This window comes from Vibrio sp. EA2 (assembly GCF_033042495.1).
GTDB lineage: Bacteria > Pseudomonadota > Gammaproteobacteria > Enterobacterales > Vibrionaceae > Vibrio.
The window spans coordinates 51,595-69,983 of the sequence record NZ_JAWLID010000016.1 but is presented as its reverse complement, the minus strand read 5'-3'; the positions used below and the strand labels follow the sequence as shown (position 1 = coordinate 69,983).

At 45.2% G+C, this 18,389-nt stretch carries 12 protein-coding genes and 1 tRNA gene; 7 read left to right on the top strand and 6 right to left on the bottom strand.

The window, feature by feature from the left end:
* The 4 genes from RXX31_RS21530 (at nt 1) to nspC (ending at nt 6,232) form a co-directional block, all read left to right on the top strand.
* Nucleotides 1-76, top strand: a tRNA-Gly gene (locus RXX31_RS21530).
* Between the two features lie 759 nt (nt 77-835).
* Nucleotides 836-3,712, top strand: a complete 2,877-nt coding sequence (locus RXX31_RS21525; RefSeq protein WP_317591725.1) for a pyridoxal phosphate-dependent class III aminotransferase — start codon at nt 836-838, stop codon at nt 3,710-3,712.
* 18 nt (nt 3,713-3,730) lie between these two features.
* Nucleotides 3,731-4,984 (top strand): carboxynorspermidine synthase, encoded by a 1,254-nt coding sequence (locus RXX31_RS21520; RefSeq protein WP_014232392.1) that lies wholly within the window; start codon nt 3,731-3,733, stop codon nt 4,982-4,984.
* A 114-nt stretch (nt 4,985-5,098) separates the two neighbouring features.
* The gene (nspC, locus tag RXX31_RS21515; RefSeq protein WP_317591724.1) at nt 5,099-6,232 is read left to right on the top strand and encodes a carboxynorspermidine decarboxylase; all 1,134 of its coding nucleotides are present in this window, start codon (nt 5,099-5,101) and stop codon (nt 6,230-6,232) included.
* Between the two features lie 79 nt (nt 6,233-6,311).
* Here nspC and RXX31_RS21510 read toward each other — a convergent pair whose 3' ends face one another.
* Nucleotides 6,312-6,824: a glycine cleavage system protein R gene (locus RXX31_RS21510; protein ID WP_317591723.1), complete on the bottom strand. Its 513-nt coding sequence runs from the start codon at nt 6,822-6,824 to the stop codon at nt 6,312-6,314.
* Nucleotides 6,825-7,055: 231 nt separating this feature from the next.
* Entirely contained in the window at nt 7,056-7,958 is a 903-nt protein-coding gene (locus tag RXX31_RS21505) for a DUF3943 domain-containing protein (RefSeq protein ID WP_317591728.1), read from the bottom strand.
* 363 nt (nt 7,959-8,321) lie between these two features.
* Here RXX31_RS21505 and RXX31_RS21500 point away from each other — a divergent pair, with 363 nt between their 5' ends.
* Nucleotides 8,322-9,554: a molybdopterin-binding protein gene (locus RXX31_RS21500; protein ID WP_317591722.1), complete on the top strand. Its 1,233-nt coding sequence runs from the start codon at nt 8,322-8,324 to the stop codon at nt 9,552-9,554.
* Between the two features lie 84 nt (nt 9,555-9,638).
* On the opposite strand, the gene RXX31_RS21495 is transcribed toward RXX31_RS21500, so the two are convergent.
* The 4 genes from RXX31_RS21495 to ubiG form a co-directional block, all read right to left on the bottom strand.
* Nucleotides 9,639-9,920: a 2Fe-2S iron-sulfur cluster-binding protein gene (locus tag RXX31_RS21495; protein ID WP_317591721.1), complete on the bottom strand. Its 282-nt coding sequence runs from the start codon at nt 9,918-9,920 to the stop codon at nt 9,639-9,641.
* A complete protein-coding gene (gene nrdB, locus RXX31_RS21490; RefSeq protein ID WP_317591720.1) occupies nt 9,920-11,053 on the bottom strand; it encodes a class Ia ribonucleoside-diphosphate reductase subunit beta in 1,134 nt (377 codons plus the stop codon). Before nrdB ends, RXX31_RS21495 begins: the two co-directional genes overlap by 1 nt.
* A gap of 82 nt (nt 11,054-11,135) precedes the next feature.
* Nucleotides 11,136-13,418 carry a class 1a ribonucleoside-diphosphate reductase subunit alpha gene (nrdA, locus tag RXX31_RS21485; protein ID WP_317591719.1) on the bottom strand — a complete coding sequence of 761 codons (2,283 nt, stop codon included), beginning with the start codon at nt 13,416-13,418 and terminating at the stop codon, nt 11,136-11,138.
* A 481-nt stretch (nt 13,419-13,899) separates the two neighbouring features.
* On the bottom strand, nt 13,900-14,616 hold the full coding sequence (ubiG, locus tag RXX31_RS21480) for a bifunctional 2-polyprenyl-6-hydroxyphenol methylase/3-demethylubiquinol 3-O-methyltransferase UbiG (RefSeq protein ID WP_317591718.1): 717 nt from the start codon (nt 14,614-14,616) through the stop codon (nt 13,900-13,902).
* A gap of 310 nt (nt 14,617-14,926) precedes the next feature.
* Between ubiG and gyrA the strand changes: the two genes are divergently transcribed.
* Together gyrA and RXX31_RS21470 are read left to right on the top strand one after the other, a co-directional pair.
* Nucleotides 14,927-17,626 carry a DNA topoisomerase (ATP-hydrolyzing) subunit A gene (gyrA, locus tag RXX31_RS21475; RefSeq protein ID WP_317591717.1) on the top strand — a complete coding sequence of 900 codons (2,700 nt, stop codon included), beginning with the start codon at nt 14,927-14,929 and terminating at the stop codon, nt 17,624-17,626.
* 124 nt (nt 17,627-17,750) lie between these two features.
* Nucleotides 17,751-18,374, top strand: a complete 624-nt coding sequence (locus RXX31_RS21470) for a hypothetical protein (RefSeq protein WP_317591716.1) — start codon at nt 17,751-17,753, stop codon at nt 18,372-18,374.
* Nucleotides 18,375-18,389 lie beyond the last annotated feature (15 nt).

Genomic DNA, 18,389 nt, shown 5'->3' with positions numbered 1-18,389 from the left:
GCGACACTAGCTCAGTTGGTAGAGCGCAACCTTGCCAAGGTTGAGGTCACGAGTTCGAACCTCGTGTGTCGCTCCAAAATTCTAAAGCCCAGCATATTTATGCTGGGCTTTTTTCATTTCTATCGTGGGTCAACGTAACCTGTTTATACTCTACACAAATCTGGCACTTTCCAACAGAACTTCTCTGCTTACATAGATGCGCATCTGAATCCAGTTCTATCGCTCTATAGGATGAGCTTTCAGTAAGGTTATTTTGTCCGCATTTTCAGCTTGTTGCGTGTTTTTCATTTAGACCTGCTACCTTATATAGAAGATAGTTACAAGTTTTGTGGCTATTAAAAAAATATAATTGCGTTTGAGGTCAATAAATCAATGATTAAAAATTATTGCCAGAAGATTTTATTTTGTGATAAATTCGCGCGCAATCTCGGAGCGTAATTTACGCCTTTGGTTCTCTGGGGGATACGCGTAGTGACCATTCAAGCTGATTGTGACACTACGTAGGGTAGGTATCGGCAAAGCCTTTTGTTGATAGACGGGATACTAATGCTGTAAGTGCAGCATATTAATGGGAAACCCAACATTGAAACCTTTGAATAAACATACACTAATCAGCTTCATACTGCCGAAATGTCCTGTTTTACAAAACAGGTGCATTACGGAACCTTGATTAAGTCCCAGCGCATATAGAAGTCACGAATGTCGTGACAGGATTATCTGTGTTTGTCATCTAAGCCCATGACAAATGCGGAGGTTTACTCATTTCTCCTGTAACTTTTTTCCAATGATAATTAATACAGGATGAAGATTAATATAATTCAAGGGATTACCTAGTATGACTACCGCCTTTGAAGTCGATAACAATATCGCAAACATTTTTTCATCACAGGTTCCAGTTGTTGAGGGAACATACGACTTAACGCCAGATCAAGTATTGCTTGACCAGGCTGCACACGAATCTGAGGTGCGTTCTTACCCTCGTCGCTTGCCGATTGCTATTAAACAGGCGTATGGCTGTTTAGTAGAAGATACCCGAGGCCAAATCTTTTTGGATTGCCTTGCGGGGGCAGGTACGTTGGCATTGGGTTACAACCATCCAGAAATCAATCAAGCGTTAAAAGATCAGTTAGATTCTGGTTTGCCTTACCAGACGCTTGATATTGCTACCTCGGCGAAAACGAATTTTATTCAGTCTGTGAAGTCTTTCCTTCCACAGGAGTTGAGTGACAACTGTGTGATTCAGTTCTGTGGACCTTCTGGTGCCGACGCGGTAGAAGCGGCGATTAAACTGGCAAAACAGACGACTGGTCGTAACACCATGTTCGCATTCCGTGGCGCTTACCATGGTATGACGAATGGTACGATGGGCATGATGGGTAACTTAGGTACTAAGGCTCGTCGTACAGGCCTGATGTCAGATGTGCATTTTATGCCTTTCCCATACAACATCCGCTGTCCGTTTGGACTTGGTGGTGATGAGGGTGCCAAAGCGAGTATTCGTTACATCGAACGTCTATTAAACGATGACGAGTCAGGCATCATGAAGCCAGCCGCGATCATCGTTGAACCTGTTCAAGGTGAAGGTGGTGTAATGCCAGCGCCTGCATTCTGGCTGCGTGAATTACGCCGTATCTGTGATGAGCACGGTATTCTGTTGATCTTCGACGAAATTCAATGTGGTGTTGGTAAAACTGGCTACAACTTTGCTTTCGAAGAAGCGGGTATTGTTCCGGACGTGTTGTGTTTGTCGAAAGCGATCGGTGGTGGTATGCCGATGTCGCTGCTCGTGATCAACAAGCAGCACGATACATGGAAGCCGGGTGAGCACACGGGTACGTTCCGTGGTAACCAGCTCGCGATGGTAAGTGGTGCTAAAGCGCTAGAAATTATCCAACGTGACAACCTTGTTGAGCACGCAAACATTGCTGGCCAGTACCTTCGTTTTGGTTTGGAAGGCATTCAAAAACGAGTCAATTGCATTGCGGAAGTCCGCGGCAAAGGCTTAATGCTAGGCGTTGAAATCAAGAACCCGAATGGCAAGTTGAACAAGTTCGGTGAGCCTTTAGCTGACGGTGAGTTGACGCTTGGGATTCAACGCGCTGCGCTTGAGCGTGGTTTGATGGTTGAGAAGGGTGGCCGTGAAGGGGCAGTGATTCGCTTCCTGCCGCCACTGATTATTTCGTTCGAACAGATCGACTTTGCGTTGCGCGTTTTTGAAGATGCGATTTTGGCTGCGGGTGGTCAACATATTGAAGTCACACCGCAACAAGAGTGGAAAAAGCACTTCATTCACACAGGTGAATTAGGCAGTGCTGAGTTCGCATCAGTGATGAACCACACAACGGCTGCGATGAAGTCTGTATTTGAACAGGTGAGTGCGCCATATTCAGGTATGGATCCTAAAGCGCTTGAAGAAGCAATTCATGCTGTTGATCTCGACCATAAAAATGCGCCACTGAAGTCAGTGATTGATGATGCTGCCGAGCTTGTTGCGAAGAATGCGATCTTCACACAGCACCCTGACTGTATTGCGCACTTGCACACACCACCGTTGATGCCTGCGATTGCGGCTGAATCTATGATCGCGGCTCTGAACCAATCAATGGACTCTTGGGATCAGGCTTCATCGGCCACTTACGTTGAACAAAAAGTGGTGAACTGGCTGTGCGACAAGTACGAGTTGAGTGAGCAAGCTGACGGTATCTTCACCAGTGGCGGTACGCAAAGTAACCAAATGGGCTTGATGCTGGCACGAGACTGGATCGCAGACAAATTGAGCGGTCACTCTATTCAGAAGTTAGGTCTTCCTGAGTATGCTGATAAACTGCGTATTGTGTGTTCGAAGAAATCACACTTCACGGTTCAAAAGTCTGCATCTTGGATGGGACTGGGTGAAAAATCGGTCATGACTGTCGATGCTAACCCGGACGGCACAATGGATGTAACCAAGCTGGATGACGTGCTTACACAAGCGAAAGCGGAAGGTTTAATCCCATTTTCGATCGTTGGTACCGCTGGTACAACCGATCACGGCGCGATTGATGATCTAGACTTCATTGCAGACATGGCTGAAAAACATGAACTGTGGATGCATGTCGACGGTGCATACGGTGGTGCTTTGATTCTTAGCAGCCAAAAAGCTCGCCTAAAAGGTGTTGAGCGTGCGCAGTCTATCAGCGTTGACTTCCACAAGTTGTTCTACCAAACAATCAGTTGTGGTGCGCTTCTTGTTAATGACAAGTCAAACTTCAAGTTCCTGCTTCATCATGCAGATTACTTGAATCGTGAGCACGACGAGCTACCAAACTTGGTGGATAAGTCTATCGCCACAACGAAACGCTTTGATGCATTAAAAGTGTTTATGACGATGCAAAGCGTAGGGCCAAAAGCGCTAGGCGACATGTACGACCATCTGCTTGATCAGACGCTGGAAGTAGCAGATATGATCCGCGATAACGACAACTTTGAGTTGTTGGCGGAACCATCACTGTCTACCGTTCTGTTCCGCGCGAAACATGAATCCGCAGATCTTGATGAACTAAATAAAGCGTTGCGTTTAGAGGCGCTGACTCGCGGAACCGCAGTACTGGGTGAAACCATTGTTGACGGTAAAACCGCACTTAAATTTACGATTTTGAACCCGTGTCTAACGACGGCGGACTTTGAATCTTTGCTCTCAAAAATCCATATGCTAGCCGTTGAGCTAGTTTAACAAAGGTAACGGAAAACTATGGCAATTCTACAGATTGGTGCAGGCGGCGTTGGCTGGGTAGTTGCACACAAAGCAGCACAAAACAACGACGTTCTGGGTGATATCACAATCGCATCACGTACCGTAGGTAAGTGTGAGAAAATCATCGAATCGATTCAGAAGAAAAACAATCTGAAAGATTCAACTAAGAAATTAGAAGCTAGAGCAGTTAATGCTGACGACGTAGATTCTCTTGTTGCTCTGATTAAAGAAGTGAAGCCTGATCTTGTGATCAACGCTGGTCCTCCGTGGGTAAACATGCCAATCATGGAAGCATGTTATCAAGCAAAAGTGTCATACCTGGATACATCAGTAGCTGTTGACCTGTGTTCTGAAGGACAGCAAGTACCTCAGGCTTATGATTGGCAGTGGGGTTACCGTGAGAAGTTCGAAGAAGCGGGCATCACAGGTATCCTAGGTGCTGGTTTCGATCCAGGCGTAGTATCGGTATTTGCAGCGTACGCAGTTAAGCACTTGTTCGATGAAATCGATACTATCGACGTTATGGATGTAAACGCGGGTGACCACGGTAAGAAGTTCGCAACCAACTTCGACCCAGAAACCAATATGCTAGAGATCCAAGGCGACTCTTTCTACTGGGAAAATGGCGAGTGGAAACAAGTACCTTGTCACTCACGTATGCTTGAGTTTGAATTCCCTAACTGTGGCTCACACAAAGTGTACTCAATGGCGCACGATGAAGTTCGTTCAATGAAGGAATTCATCCCTGCAAAACGCATTGAATTCTGGATGGGTTTCGGTGACCGTTACCTGAACTACTTCAATGTAATGCGTGATATCGGCCTGTTGAGCCCAGACCCACTAACGCTGCACGATGGTACAGTAGTACAGCCTCTGCACGTATTGAAAGCGCTACTACCAGATCCAACTTCTCTTGCACCAGGCTACACCGGTCTAACGTGTATCGGTACTTGGGTACAAGGTAAGAAAGACGGTAAAGAGCGCAGTGTCTTCATCTACAACAATGCTGACCACGAAGTGGCATACGAAGATGTAGAACACCAGGCGATCTCTTACACCACAGGTGTACCAGCGATCACTGCGGCACTGCAATTCTTCCGTGGCGAGTGGGCGGATAAAGGTGTGTTCAATATGGAACAGCTAAACCCAGATCCGTTCCTGGAAACCATGCCTTCTATCGGTCTGGATTGGCATGTTCAAGAGCTTGAAGCAGGTCAGGGACTTCCAGTTATCCACGAACTTAAAAAGTAATATTTAAGCTCGTAACAAACCTGGAATTAACTTAAATCTAAGCCGATGCGATTGCGTCGGCTTTGTTCGATTTTATAGTGCCTTCGTTTAGGCGAGGGGACTCAAGGTATTACAATGCAACACAACGAACTAAAAACCCCGTACTTCATGATCAATGAAGACAAGCTGGTAGAAAACCTAGAGAAAGCAAAACAGCTGAAAGAAATCTCAGGTGTGAAGCTGGTTCTTGCACTGAAGTGTTTCTCAACTTGGGGTGTTTTCGACATCATCAAACCTTACTTAGACGGAACAACAAGTTCTGGCCCGTTTGAAGTGAAGCTTGGTCATGAAACGTTTGGCGGTGAAACGCACGCTTACAGTGTGGGTTACAGTGAAGACGACGTACGTGAGGTTGCTGACATCTGTGACAAGATGATCTTTAACTCGCAATCTCAGCTTGCTGCTTACCGTCATATCGTTGAAGGTAAAGCGTCAATTGGTCTGCGTTTGAACCCAGGTGTGAGCTATGCAGGTCAAGACTTAGCGAACCCTGCACGTCAATTCTCTCGCCTTGGTGTACAAGCGGATCACATCAAATCAGAAGTCTTTGACGGTATTGATGGCGTGATGTTCCACATGAACTGTGAGAACAAAGACGTCGATGCGTTTATCAGCCTGTTGGACTCAATCTCAGAACAGTTTGGTGAGTACTTAAACAAGCTAGACTGGGTAAGTATGGGCGGCGGTGTGTTCTTTACGTGGCCAGGTTACGATATTGAAAAGCTTGGTCTTGCGCTGAAAGCATTCTCTGAGAAACATGGCGTACAAATGTACTTAGAGCCTGGTGAAGCGATCATTACTAAGACAACGGATCTGGTTGTGACTGTGGTTGATATCGTAGAGAACGTTAAGAAAACGGCGATTGTTGACTCTGCAACAGAAGCACACCGTTTAGATACGCTGATTTACAACGAGCCAGCATCGATTCTAGAAGCGTCAGAGAATGGTGAGCACGAATATGTAATCGGCTCATGTTCCTGTCTAGCGGGTGACCAGTTCTGCGTGGCGAATTTTGAACAGCCGCTAGAAATTGGCCAACGTCTACACATTTTAGATAGTGCTGGTTACACCATGGTGAAACTAAACTGGTTTAACGGTTTGCGTATGCCTTCAGTTTACTGTGAGCGTTCAAACGGCGAGATTCAAAAGCTTAACGAGTTTGATTATTCAGATTTTAAACGTTCGCTTTCACAGTGGTCAGTGAAATAAGCGCTACTCGCTTTCTTAACCATATCAACGACAAAGAGCAGCTGTGAAGCTGCTCTTTTTGTACATTCTCTGTAGAGTATTAGTCTTCAATAATCACGCGAGTGTCTTCACTTAGTGCTTCTAGCTCATTCGCAACATCTTCAATCTCCATTTCACTTGGCAGCTTAATTGCGATTTTTGCACTAAACAGACTTGAGCTCACACCACCGCCACCAGCGATAAAGACGCGTTGGCAATCCATATCCAAAATCGAAATACCTTGATCATCAAGTACGTGGGTTATCTCATTGACGATACCCGCTCTGTCGTTAGCATCGAGTCTGAGCTGGAAGATGGTATCTGAACTATGAGAGTGAGGTTCTGAATCGACGAACTTAACCACTAGAGTCTGACAGGCTGAGAAAGCATCTTTAACGATATCGGCTTTATCTTTTGGTAATTCAATTTTAATCACCCCCGCCACTTGGTCTTCAATAAAGTTAACTTTACTGATTAACCATTTACCGCCATTTTCATGAGTGATGGCAGCAAGTTCCTTGATGGTCGCAGGTGAAGCTTGACCAGCAAAATTAACGATAAACACAGTGTTCATATGGTCCCCTCCTGGAAAAAGGTTTGGACGCGGCACGGGCCAACGTAGCGCTTAAGTTATTGGAATAAATCCTTTTATTTAGTGTAGATGTTAGGTGGGGTATATGTTTGATGAAGGTCAATTTTTTAGGCTAATTCTGCTGGCGAATAGTTAAAACTGTGTTTGAACCACAAAAAAGCAGCCTTGTGGCTGCTAGTTACGTTAATAGTGGTTATTTTCGCTAACGTGATCTTAGAAAGTCACTTCTAATTCGACACCATAGAACTGGCTGTCGTAACTGGCACCAGCGTTCATAGCAAAATTTGCCACATCCTGATTACCGAACCAAGGGGAGGAGCTAAACTGAAGTTCTGCACTACCACCCCATGCGTCGGTGACCCAGTAGTGGACATGGCCGACAGGGTTCAGGAAGAAAAGTGATATATCGCCTACGGTCTCAGAGCCTAATACTTCGCCACCATTCGTGAGTATGCCTTGTTCTGCCGTGACCATCATCTCGCCAACAACGGCGCCAAAAAATGGCGTAATGAAAAGGTCCTGCCATGAAGGAACTTCAGCGAAGGCTTCGACACCATACTCCCAGAAGAATGCGGACATCGTCGCGGAGTACAAGAATGACTCAAATTCGTTATAGCCAGAATGGCGAGCCGCGGTATAGTAAACACCGCCAAAATAGGGATGCATAATATAGTTGAGAACATGTTCATCCCGGTCCCAAACCGGCCCATCAGAGACATTATCTTTCCACTTTTGGCCCAGCTTACTCATATCTCGGTCTTCTTCATCCCACTTGGTGATGCTTTCAGGAAGGAAAGTCATCAAACCGACGGTCGCCACGCTCAAGCCCAGAATGGTATACGTTTGACCCATCAGGTAATCCCAATCTTTATCTTGAGGGACAATAAGGTGTTTAGGTTGAAGACCTGCATCAAGGTTTAACGCGTCATCGCTATTTTGTTCAAAAGCGAGGCTACGGTTCTGATTTTCAAAAGTATAAAAATTGGTCACGGTGCAGTAACCAGAAAGGCAATCAGGCGCGTATGAAAACTCAGAATGTCTGGCCATATCGTATTGGCTTGCGTTTGCAACGCTTGTTGTTACAAAGCCGAGTCCTGCTAGCGTCTTCTTGAATATGGATAATTTTGACACAAAGGTCTCCGAGTAATTGGTTTGATGAGCTAACTCAAATTATCTATTAAAAGAAAAACCATTGAAATACTTCAGCTTAATTTATATCAAAATGATTTCATTGCTCGGGCTTGTATTTGACCCGGTTGGATATCATCTATAGCCGTTCCGATTGGCAATACGTACACTGTTTCAATTTTTATTGCTGCTGTATTGTAAGCTTTGTTCTGGTTACTGTCGGTGAACCATGCAATTCAAGCGAATTTGTGTATAGTTAACACCAGTACAATCAAAACTAATTCAATAAATAGAACATGATATGGGTACAGCATACAAGAACGGAAAGGTACTCATAGTGAGGAGTCAGTTGTGAAAATAGCAATGCTGAGTACCGGTGAAGAAGTCCTTCATGGTGATATCGTTGATACAAATGCGGCTTGGATGTCTAGTTTGTTTTATCAGCAAGGGTTTGGTTTAACTAAACGCTCTACAGTCGGAGATAAGCAATCAAGCTTGATCGAAGAGTTTCTAATGCTGAGCTTCAATAATGATGTGGTTATCGTCAATGGTGGCTTAGGCCCAACCACTGACGACATGAGTGCAGCGGCAGCAGCGAAAGCGGCGGAGTGCAAGTTGGTGTTGTTTAAGGAGTGGCTGGAACAGCTAGAGAGCATGTATGCTCGACGGGGCAGAACGATGCCTGACAGTAACCTTAAACAAGCCATGCTACCTGAAACTGCTCAAATACTCGATAACCCAATTGGTACTGCGTGTGGCTTTAAAATGTTGATCAACGATGCCATTTTCTATTTTACGCCTGGCGTACCCAGTGAATTTAAACTGATGGCTGAGACGCAGATTCTCCCTGATCTGAAACGTACTTTCCCTGATGTGAAAGGGGCATCGTGTAGCCGTATTTATACCTTTGGTCTTTCAGAGTCGGGCATCTCAGACAAGTTGGACCCGATCAAGTTACCAGAGGGGTATGAGCTTGGTTATCGTTCCTACTTACCTTTCATTGAAGTGAAACTGTTTGGGCCTAACGATCAGTTAGATCGGCGTTTAAAGCTAATGCAGCTCATTAATCAACACCTTGAAGCTAATACGGTCAGTATCGATATGCCTATGATGGAACATGTCGGTCAGTTGCTGGTGGACAAATCGTTAACGCTGTCAGTCTCTGAAAATAGCAGCGCAGGGTATTTGAGTTATTGGCTAAATAGTGATGAAAACGCCGAAAAGCGGCTTGGCCACAGTTGGGTTTTATCGGGTAGCAATCAAGGTATCAAAGACGAAGGTGACCCGCTGGCTGCCACATTTGCACTGGCGGGCGTCACTCGTGAAAAGTGTCAAACTGATTTAGCGTTGGTCACGGGAAAAATCGATGATGGGGTGTTTTCTGTTGCGCTATCGACAGCAGTAGGCGAGTGGGGCGTTATCTATAAGTTGTCGAGAAAATATTCGCGCGATGACGAAGTTAAAGTCATTAGCACCGCAGCACTGGACCTGTTGCGCCGTTACTTAGAAGCTAAGCCCATGTTTGGGCAGTATGCATTTTTAGAGAAAGTAAAAGAGATGCACCTTCCAGCCAGTGCCATTTAGATTGAGCTTCTACTCAGCTTTTAGATAAACAAAAGCCAAGGTGATTTACCTTGGCTTGTTTACATTCGATGTTTTCTAATGACGTTAGGCGCGCTGTTTTTCTTTCATCGCGTAGTTAACGCCACTGAGTGAAACATTGGATTTTGCTTTACAGATACAAGGCAAGATTTCTTCGCCTTGAGTGTAAGCCATAGCAAAACCAACATACTCAACTTCACCAGACTCTAAAGTACAGCGACATGCACCGCAGTGACCGTCACGGCAGTTATACTCCGGTAACAAGCCAGCTTGTTCCATGGTCTCCAAAATAGTGTTGGAGGGATTAGATTCAATGCTGATAAGTTTGTTGATTTTGATTGTTGGCATTACAGCTCAAATCCTTCAAAGTCGTCTGCATTTACTTCGTTGTCAATCTGACCTACTAAGTAAGATGAAATCTCTGCTTCTTGAGGGGCAACCTGAACGTTATCTGAAGACAACCAAGCATTAATCCATGGAATTGGGTTACTTGTCGCTTCCGGGTACGCTGCTGGTAGGCCTACCGCATTCATACGAATGTTGGTGATGTACTCAACATACTGGCTCAGAATGTCTTTGTTCAGACCGATCATTGAACCATCTTTAAACAGGTATTCTGCCCACTCTTTCTCTTGCTCTGCTGCTTCTTTGAAGAGTTCAAAACACTCTTGTTTTGCTTCTTCTGCGATTTGCATGAAAGTGAAATCATCCTGACCGTTACGCAGCAGGTTAATCATGTGCTGAGTACCGTTCAGGTGAAGCGCTTCATCACGAGCGATCAGTTTGATGATTTTCGCGTTACCTTCCATCAGCTCACGCTCTGCGAAAGCAAATGAACAGGCGAAACTAACGTAAAAGCGAATCGCTTCTAGTGCGTTCACTGACATCAGACAGATGTACAATTTCTTCTTCAGTTCGTACAGGCTGACTTTAACGGTTTCACCGTTTAGAACGTGCTCGCCTTCGCCGTAGCGATGGTAATCATTCGTTGCTTGAATCAGGTCATCGTAGTAGCGAGCGATGTCTTTCGCACGTTTAAGAATGTGTTCGTTCTCTACGATGTCATCGAAGACAACCGCTGGATCATTCACGATATTACGGATGATGTGCGTGTATGAACGAGAGTGAATCGTTTCAGAGAAAGACCAGGTCTCAATCCATGTCTCCAGCTCAGGAAGAGAAACAAGAGGAAGCAGTGCAACGTTCGGGCTACGGCCTTGGATTGAATCGAGAAGCGTTTGGTACTTCAGGTTAGAAATGAAGATATGCTTCTCATGATCTGGCAACTTGTTGTAGTCGATACGATCGCTAGACACGTCGACTTCTTCTGGGCGCCAGAAGAAAGAAAGCTGCTTTTCGATCAGTTTTTCAAAAATCTCGAATTTTTGTTGGTCGTAACGAGCAACGTTCACGGATTGACCCAGGAACATCGGCTCCTTTAGCTGGTCATTTTTTTGCTGATTAAAAGTACTGTAAGCCATAATGCCTCAATTCCTTTTAAACCTCCCCACATAGGGGAGGTTTTCGGTATTCTGTTTCTAAGTATTGTCAGGGTGGTGCAGATTAAATCTTACAACCGCCGCCTGCGCAATCTTCTTCTTCCGGTTGAACAGCGTCTTTCTGTTCATCCTTCGCACCATCGCGAGTGTTATGGTAGTAAAGCGTCTTCACACCAAACTTGTACGCAGTGAGTAGGTCTTGAAGAAGTTTCTTCATTGGCACCTTACCTGTTTCGTAGCGCGATGGGTCGTAGTTAGTATTCGCCGAGATAGCTTGGTCAACGAATTTCTGCATGATGCCCACAAGGTGTAGGTAACCATCATTAGAACCAATGTTCCAAAGTAGCTCGTAGTTATCTTTTAGCTCAGTAAATTCTGGCACAACTTGCTTCAGGATACCGTCTTTCGACGCTTTTACTGACACAAAACCACGAGGTGGCTCAATGCCGTTTGTTGCGTTAGAAATCTGAGAAGAGGTCTCAGAAGGCATTAGCGCAGTCAGCGTTGAGTTACGAAGACCATGTTCCATGATTTCTGTACGTAGGCTATCCCAGTCGTAGTGAAGCTCTTCTTCACAAATCAGGTCGATATCTTTCTTGTAAGTATCGATTGGCAGTAGGCCTTTCGCGTAGTTGGTTTCGTCGAACGAAGGACATTTGCCTTGTTCTTTCGCCAGCGCGACTGATGCTTTTAATAGGTAGTACTGCATCGCTTCAAACGTACGATGAGTCAGACCGTTTGCACTGCCATCTGAGTATTTCACGCCGTTCTTCGCTAAGTAGTAAGCAAAGTTGATCACACCAACACCCAGAGTACGACGGTTCATTGTCGACTTGTATGCTGCTGGTAGCGGGTAATCTTGGTAATCCAATAGAGCGTCTAGCGCACGAACAACCAGATCAGACAGCTCTTCGAAATCATCCAGAGACTTGATGGCACCTAGGTTGAATGCAGACAGCGTACATAGTGCTATCTCGCCAGAATTGTCTTCCACGTTTGACAGTGGTTTCGTCGGCAGTGCGATTTCCAGACACAGGTTAGACTGACGAACTGGCGCTACTTCAGAATCGAATGGGCTGTGAGTATTACAGTGGTCCACGTTCTGGATGTAGATACGACCGGTAGACGCGCGTTCTTGCATTAGCAGAGTGAACATCTCAATCGCTTTTACGGTTTCCTTCTTGATTGAAGGATCGTTCTCGTATTTCACGTACAGACGTTCGAATTCTTCTTGGTTTTCGAAGAATGCGTCGTAAAGACCTGGTACGTCTGATGGTGAGAAGAGCGTGATGTTGCCACCTTCTACTAAACGTTGGTACATCAGCTTGTTGAGCTGTACGCCGTAGTCCATGTGACGAACACGGTTCTCTTCAACACCACGGTTGTTCTTAAGCACCAATAGTGAACGCGCTTCACCATGCCACATAGGGTAGAACACAGTTGCAGCACCGCCACGCACACCACCTTGAGAACAACATTTTACGGCGGTTTGGAAGTATTTGTAGAAAGGAATACAACCAGTGTGGAATGCTTCACCACCACGGATCTCAGAACCAAGAGCACGGATACGACCTGCGTTGATACCGATACCTGCACGTTGAGAAACGTAACGCACAATAGAGCTTGCCGTTGCGTTGATGGAGTCCAGGCTATCGCCACACTCGATCAGTACACAAGAGCTGAACTGACGGGTAGGTGTACGCACGCCCGACATAATCGGCGTAGGTAGAGAAATCTTAAATGTTGACGTCGCATCATAGAAACGCTTGATGTAATCAAGACGCGTTTCTTTTGGATATTTAGCGAATAGACACGCTGCCACCAGAATGTACAAGAACTGAGCGCTTTCGTAGATTTGGCCCGTTACGCGGTTCTGCACAAAGTACTTACCTTCCAGCTGTTTTACTGCTGCGTAAGAGAAGTTCAGGTCACGCTTGTGGTCGATGTACGAATCCAGTACGTCTAGTTCTGCTTTTGTGTAATCTTCTAACAGATGTCCATCGTACTTACCCATATCTACGAGTTTAGCTACGTGATCGTAAAGCTTAGGTGGCTCATATTGGCCGTACGCTTTTTTACGTAGATGGAATACAGCTAGACGGGCTGCCAGGTATTGGTAATCCGGTGTCTCTTCTGAGATAAGATCGGCCGCAGATTTGATGATAGTCTCGTGTATATCTGACGTTGTAATACCATCATAAAACTGGATGTGAGCTCGTAGCTCTACTTGAGACACAGAAACGTTGTGCAGACCTTCTGCAGCCCAAGTGATAACGCGGTGGATTTTATCCAGATCGATAATTTCTTTACGGCCATCACGCTTGGTGACGGTAAGTTGTTGGTTCATTCTGCTTTATTTCCCTAAGAAAACTGATAAAAGCCGTGTTTTTGTCTATTTATGTGCAAAGCTTGCGAGTCTTGCGGTGGCTTTGTGATCGAAGTTTATCTATATATTGTAGCTTAAACACAACATATAGGGGTTCATCTGTTTGCGGGTTACAAGATAGTGCTATTGCTCAGATTGATCAAGGTACATATTTGGGATGACTTGTGGATAACTGCCCAAATAAAAAAAATCAGTAAGTGAATACTAACCGATGAGAAAAGGGCGGACTTGAATAGGTAAAATTACAGATTTGAGTTTGGTTTATAAATAACCATATAGAAAAATATTTTCCTTGATCTTTGGACATTTTTATTTGCGATAATCAGGTTGGTTAAAATGCTATCGACTGCACAAATCTTATGCACAAAAGCGGTAACTTTGTGCTACCGCTTTAGGTAATTTTCCTAACTAAATGGTCAATAAGAACAAGGTGCTTTTGACGCTATGCCGTCGAGTATTTTTTAGTATGAACGATGTAGTTTACATCAACATTACGACCAAGTTTGTAGTTGTCGTTAAGTGGGTTGTAATGCAAACCTGTGATACCTAACTCAGTCAGATCGGTTTGGTCTATCATCTTCATCATTTCCGCTGGTTTGATGAATTTCTCGTGGTCGTGTGTGCCTTCCGGAACAATCTTTAGCAGCTTCTCTGCACCAACGATGGCAAACAAGTACGATTTAATGTTGCGGTTCAAGGTTGAGAAAAACACATGGCCGCCAGGTTTCACCAGGGCCGCACAAGAGCGGATAACAGAAAGAGGGTCAGGAACATGCTCCAGCATTTCCATACAAGTGACGACATCGTAAGTCGCGGCATGTTCTGCAGCATGGTCTTCGATGGTACTTTGGATATAGGTTAGCTTCGTGCCCGTTTCCAGAGCATGCAGACGCGCGACTTCCAGAGGTTCTTTACCCATATCTAGCCCGGTTACGATCGCCCCTTCTTTTGCCATACTCTCTGCGAGAATACCACCACCACAACCAACATCGAGTGCGCGTTTGCCAAACAAGCCATCTGCTTTTTCGAGTACATAGTTCAAACGAAGCGGGTTAATTTGATGAAGTGGCTTGAATTCACCTTCTAAATCCCACCAACGAGAGGCCATGTCCTCGAATTTCTTAATTTCACTAGGGTCGACGTTTTGTGCTTTAGTCATAATGGTTGTACTGCATTCAATCTGAGTCCTTTAGAGGGCGTCAGTATACTCCAACGTTTTGTCAGGATTAAACTGATTAATCCTCGTTTTGTTCGCCAGAATTCTATTTTTGCTTAATATTGACCGAAATATAGTCACTTTTCATAAGGATATCGGATGAGTGTGCAAATTCTCGACATTTGAATCTCAACAAAGCTCACAACCTGATAAAAGGAGAGGGAAAGGGATGCCGAAGTGATGAAATGTGTGTTATATTTTTCGCCTTACACGTATCGTAATTACGATCAGATAATAGAGGGATAATGGCTCTATGAGCGATTTAGCTAAAGAGATCACGCCCGTAAACATTGAAGACGAGCTTCGAGGTTCATATCTAGACTACGCGATGTCAGTAATCGTGGGTCGTGCTCTTCCAGATGTGCGTGATGGCCTAAAACCAGTACACCGCCGCGTTTTGTTCGCGATGAACGTACTAGGCAACGATTGGAACAAACCATATAAAAAATCAGCCCGTGTTGTCGGCGACGTAATCGGTAAATATCACCCACACGGTGATAGTGCTGTGTACGACACAATCGTACGTATGGCTCAGCCGTTCTCACTTCGTTATATGTTGGTTGACGGCCAAGGTAACTTTGGCTCGATCGATGGCGACTCTGCTGCGGCAATGCGTTATACCGAAGTACGTATGGCAAAAATTGCCCACGAACTTTTGGCTGACCTAGATAAAGAAACCGTAGATTACGTACCGAACTACGATGGTACGGAGCAGATTCCAGCGGTTCTTCCTACAAAGATTCCGAACCTATTGGTCAACGGTGCTTCTGGTATCGCGGTAGGTATGGCAACCAACATTCCGCCACACAACCTTGGCGAAGTGATCGATGGCTGTCTTGCATACATCAATAATGAAGCGATCACTATTGATGAACTAATGGATTACATCCCTGGTCCAGATTTCCCGACGGCGGCGCTAATTAGCGGTCGCAAAGGCATTGTAGACGCGTACAAAACCGGTCGCGGTAAGATCTACATGCGCTCTAAAGCGGAAATCGAAACAGAGAAGAACGGCAAAGAAACGATCGTCGTTACCGAAATTCCTTACCAAGTAAACAAAGCTCGTTTAATCGAGAAGATTGCTGAACTGGTTAAAGATAAGAAAGTAGAAGGTATCAGTGCGCTACGTGACGAATCTGACAAAGATGGTATGCGTATCGTTATTGAATGTAAGCGTGATGCTGTAGGTGAAGTGGTTCTGAACAACCTTTACGCACAGACTCAGCTGCAAACGACTTTCGGTATCAATATGGTAGCGCTGAATAACGGTCAGCCTCAGCTATTCAACCTGAAAGACATGTTGAAGTGCTTCGTGGATCACCGTCGTGAAGTCGTGACTCGCCGTACTATTTTCGAATTACGTAAAGCTCGTGAACGTGCTCATATCCTTGAAGGTTTGGCACTTGCACTGGCAAACATCGATGAAATCATCGACCTAATTCGTAAAGCGCCAACGCCAGCAGAAGCGAAAGCTGGCCTTATCGCTCGTGGTTGGGATCTTGGCAACGTTGCAGCAATGCTTGAGCGTGCAGGTACTGACGCAGCCCGCCCTGAGTGGCTAGAGCCGCAATACGGTATCCGTGACGGCCAGTACTTCCTGACAGAGCAACAAGCGCAAGCCATTCTAGACCTACGTCTACACAAACTGACTGGTCTTGAGCACGAGAAGATTCTGGCTGAATACAAAGAGCTTCTAGACGAAATCGCTGAGTTAATGCACATTCTTGCAAGCACTGAGCGTTTGATGGAAGTGATTCGTGAAGAACTAGAAGCGGTTCGTGACGGCTTTGGCGATGCACGCCGTACTGAAATCACAGCAGCTAGCCATGATATCGATATGGAAGAGCTGATCGCTCGTGAAGACGTTGTTGTGACTCTGTCGCACGGTGGTTACGTTAAGTATCAAATCTTGAGCGACTACGAATCACAGCGTCGTGGTGGTAAAGGCAGAAGTGCCACTAAGATGAAAGACGAAGACCATATTGAGCGTCTTCTGGTGGCGAATACCCACGATAATATCTTGTGTTTCTCTACTCGTGGTAAGACATACCGCTTGAAAGTATATCAATTGCCACTTGCGAGCCGTACTGCTCGTGGTAAGCCTATCGTTAACATTCTTCCGCTGGAAGACGGTGAACGCATCACAGCTATCTTGCGTGTGGATGAATTCTCTGAAGATAAGTTTATCTTCATGGCGACTGGTGATGGTACGGTTAAGAAAACGCCGCTGAACCAATTTGCTAATGTTCGTTCAAATGGCCTGATTGCGGTGAACCTGCGTGAAGACGATTCGTTAATCGGTGTGGATATCACCAATGGCGAAAACGAAATCATGCTGTTCTCTAAAGCGGGTAAAGTGGTTCGCTTTAAAGAAGCCGAAGAGATTCCAGTACTTGATGAAAATGGTAAACCTGTTCTTGATGAGAACGGTCAACCAGAATTTAAGTTTAAAGGTGTTCGTCCTATGGGTCGTACCGCCTCTGGTGTTCGTGGTATGAAGCTGGCTGAAAACGACCAGGTTGTCTCACTTATCGTTCCGGCAAACGAAGGCGATATCCTAACGGTTACAGAAAACGGTTACGGTAAACGTACAACGCTTAATGAATACCCGACCAAAGGTCGTGGCACTCAGGGTGTGGTATCTATCAAAGTTTCTGAGCGAAACGGCCCGGTAGTTGGCGCTATTCAGGTTGTGGAAGGTGATGAAATGATGATGATCACCGACGCAGGTACACTAGTACGTACTCGCGTAGGTGAAGTCAGCCAGGTTGGTCGCAACACGCAAGGTGTCACACTGATCCGTACAGCAGAAGATGAATCTGTGGTTGGCTTACAACGCATCGAAGAAGTCGAGGATGAAGAGCTACTCGAAGGAGAAGGCGCTGAAACGGCTGAAGTTGAAGCTGAGCAACAAACTCCAGATGCGCCTGCAGCGGAAGAAGATGAAGATTAATCTTTAATTCTGTATCTTTTATAGCTAAAAGCCGAGTTTTATACTCGGCTTTTTTGTACTTGAATCAACGCAACCACGACAGTAAACCAGTACACTAGGCTCTCGTCTACGCTTAGGTGTTCTTATGTCTGCTTGGTTCTTTATTGCCATCACATTGATGAGCTTGTTTATTGTATTTTTGTCTTTAAGTGCTTTAAAAGTAAAACCTGCGCAATGGTTCGGTTTTTGCGCCTTGGTATTGGTACTAACCAGCTCTGGTTTTTTATTTCTGCGTCAGACTCCTCCGAAGTCTATACAAGCAGAAGCTTCACGTATGATGACAGCCCGAGATATCGTGGAAGAAATACAAGAGCAATTGCGACAAGAACCCAATAATAGTGAATTGTGGTTTCAATTAGGGCAGGGGTATTTAGTCGAAGGCGAACTTGATGGTGCATTGATTTGTTTTGATTACGCGATTCAGTTGAGTGATCCGGTAAGTGCCACCCTGCTTGCAGCAAAGGCGACCGCACAGTATTACCTCAACAACCAAATGATGACAAATGAAGTCACCGTACTGCTTGAACAAGCGTTGCAGCTGGAGCCACACAACAATGCCGCTTTATCTTTAATCGCCAACGATCATTTTGTTTCATTTCGCTTTCAGGAGGCGATCGACACTTGGGTGCTATTATTAGATTCAAATGATCCAAATTTGGACAGAGTGCGAATCATTAATGCAATCAACAAAGCGAAAGCGTTATTGTAAGCGCAGAATTAAATC

Excerpts from the sequence above, each read along its gene's own strand:
- RXX31_RS21525 (WP_317591725.1), top strand. The coding sequence starts at position 836 with ATGACTACCGCCTTTGAAGTCGATAACAATATCGCAAACATTTTTTCA.
- RXX31_RS21520 (WP_014232392.1), top strand. The coding sequence starts at position 3,731 with ATGGCAATTCTACAGATTGGTGCAGGCGGCGTTGGCTGGGTAGTTGCA.
- nspC (WP_317591724.1), top strand. The coding sequence starts at position 5,099 with ATGCAACACAACGAACTAAAAACCCCGTACTTCATGATCAATGAAGAC.
- RXX31_RS21510 (WP_317591723.1), bottom strand. The coding sequence starts at position 6,824 with ATGAACACTGTGTTTATCGTTAATTTTGCTGGTCAAGCTTCACCTGCG.
- RXX31_RS21495 (WP_317591721.1), bottom strand. The coding sequence starts at position 9,920 with ATGCCAACAATCAAAATCAACAAACTTATCAGCATTGAATCTAATCCC.
- nrdB (WP_317591720.1), bottom strand. The coding sequence starts at position 11,053 with ATGGCTTACAGTACTTTTAATCAGCAAAAAAATGACCAGCTAAAGGAG.
- nrdA (WP_317591719.1), bottom strand. The coding sequence starts at position 13,418 with ATGAACCAACAACTTACCGTCACCAAGCGTGATGGCCGTAAAGAAATT.
- ubiG (WP_317591718.1), bottom strand. The coding sequence starts at position 14,616 with ATGACTAAAGCACAAAACGTCGACCCTAGTGAAATTAAGAAATTCGAG.
- gyrA (WP_317591717.1), top strand. The coding sequence starts at position 14,927 with ATGAGCGATTTAGCTAAAGAGATCACGCCCGTAAACATTGAAGACGAG.
- RXX31_RS21470 (WP_317591716.1), top strand. The coding sequence starts at position 17,751 with ATGTCTGCTTGGTTCTTTATTGCCATCACATTGATGAGCTTGTTTATT.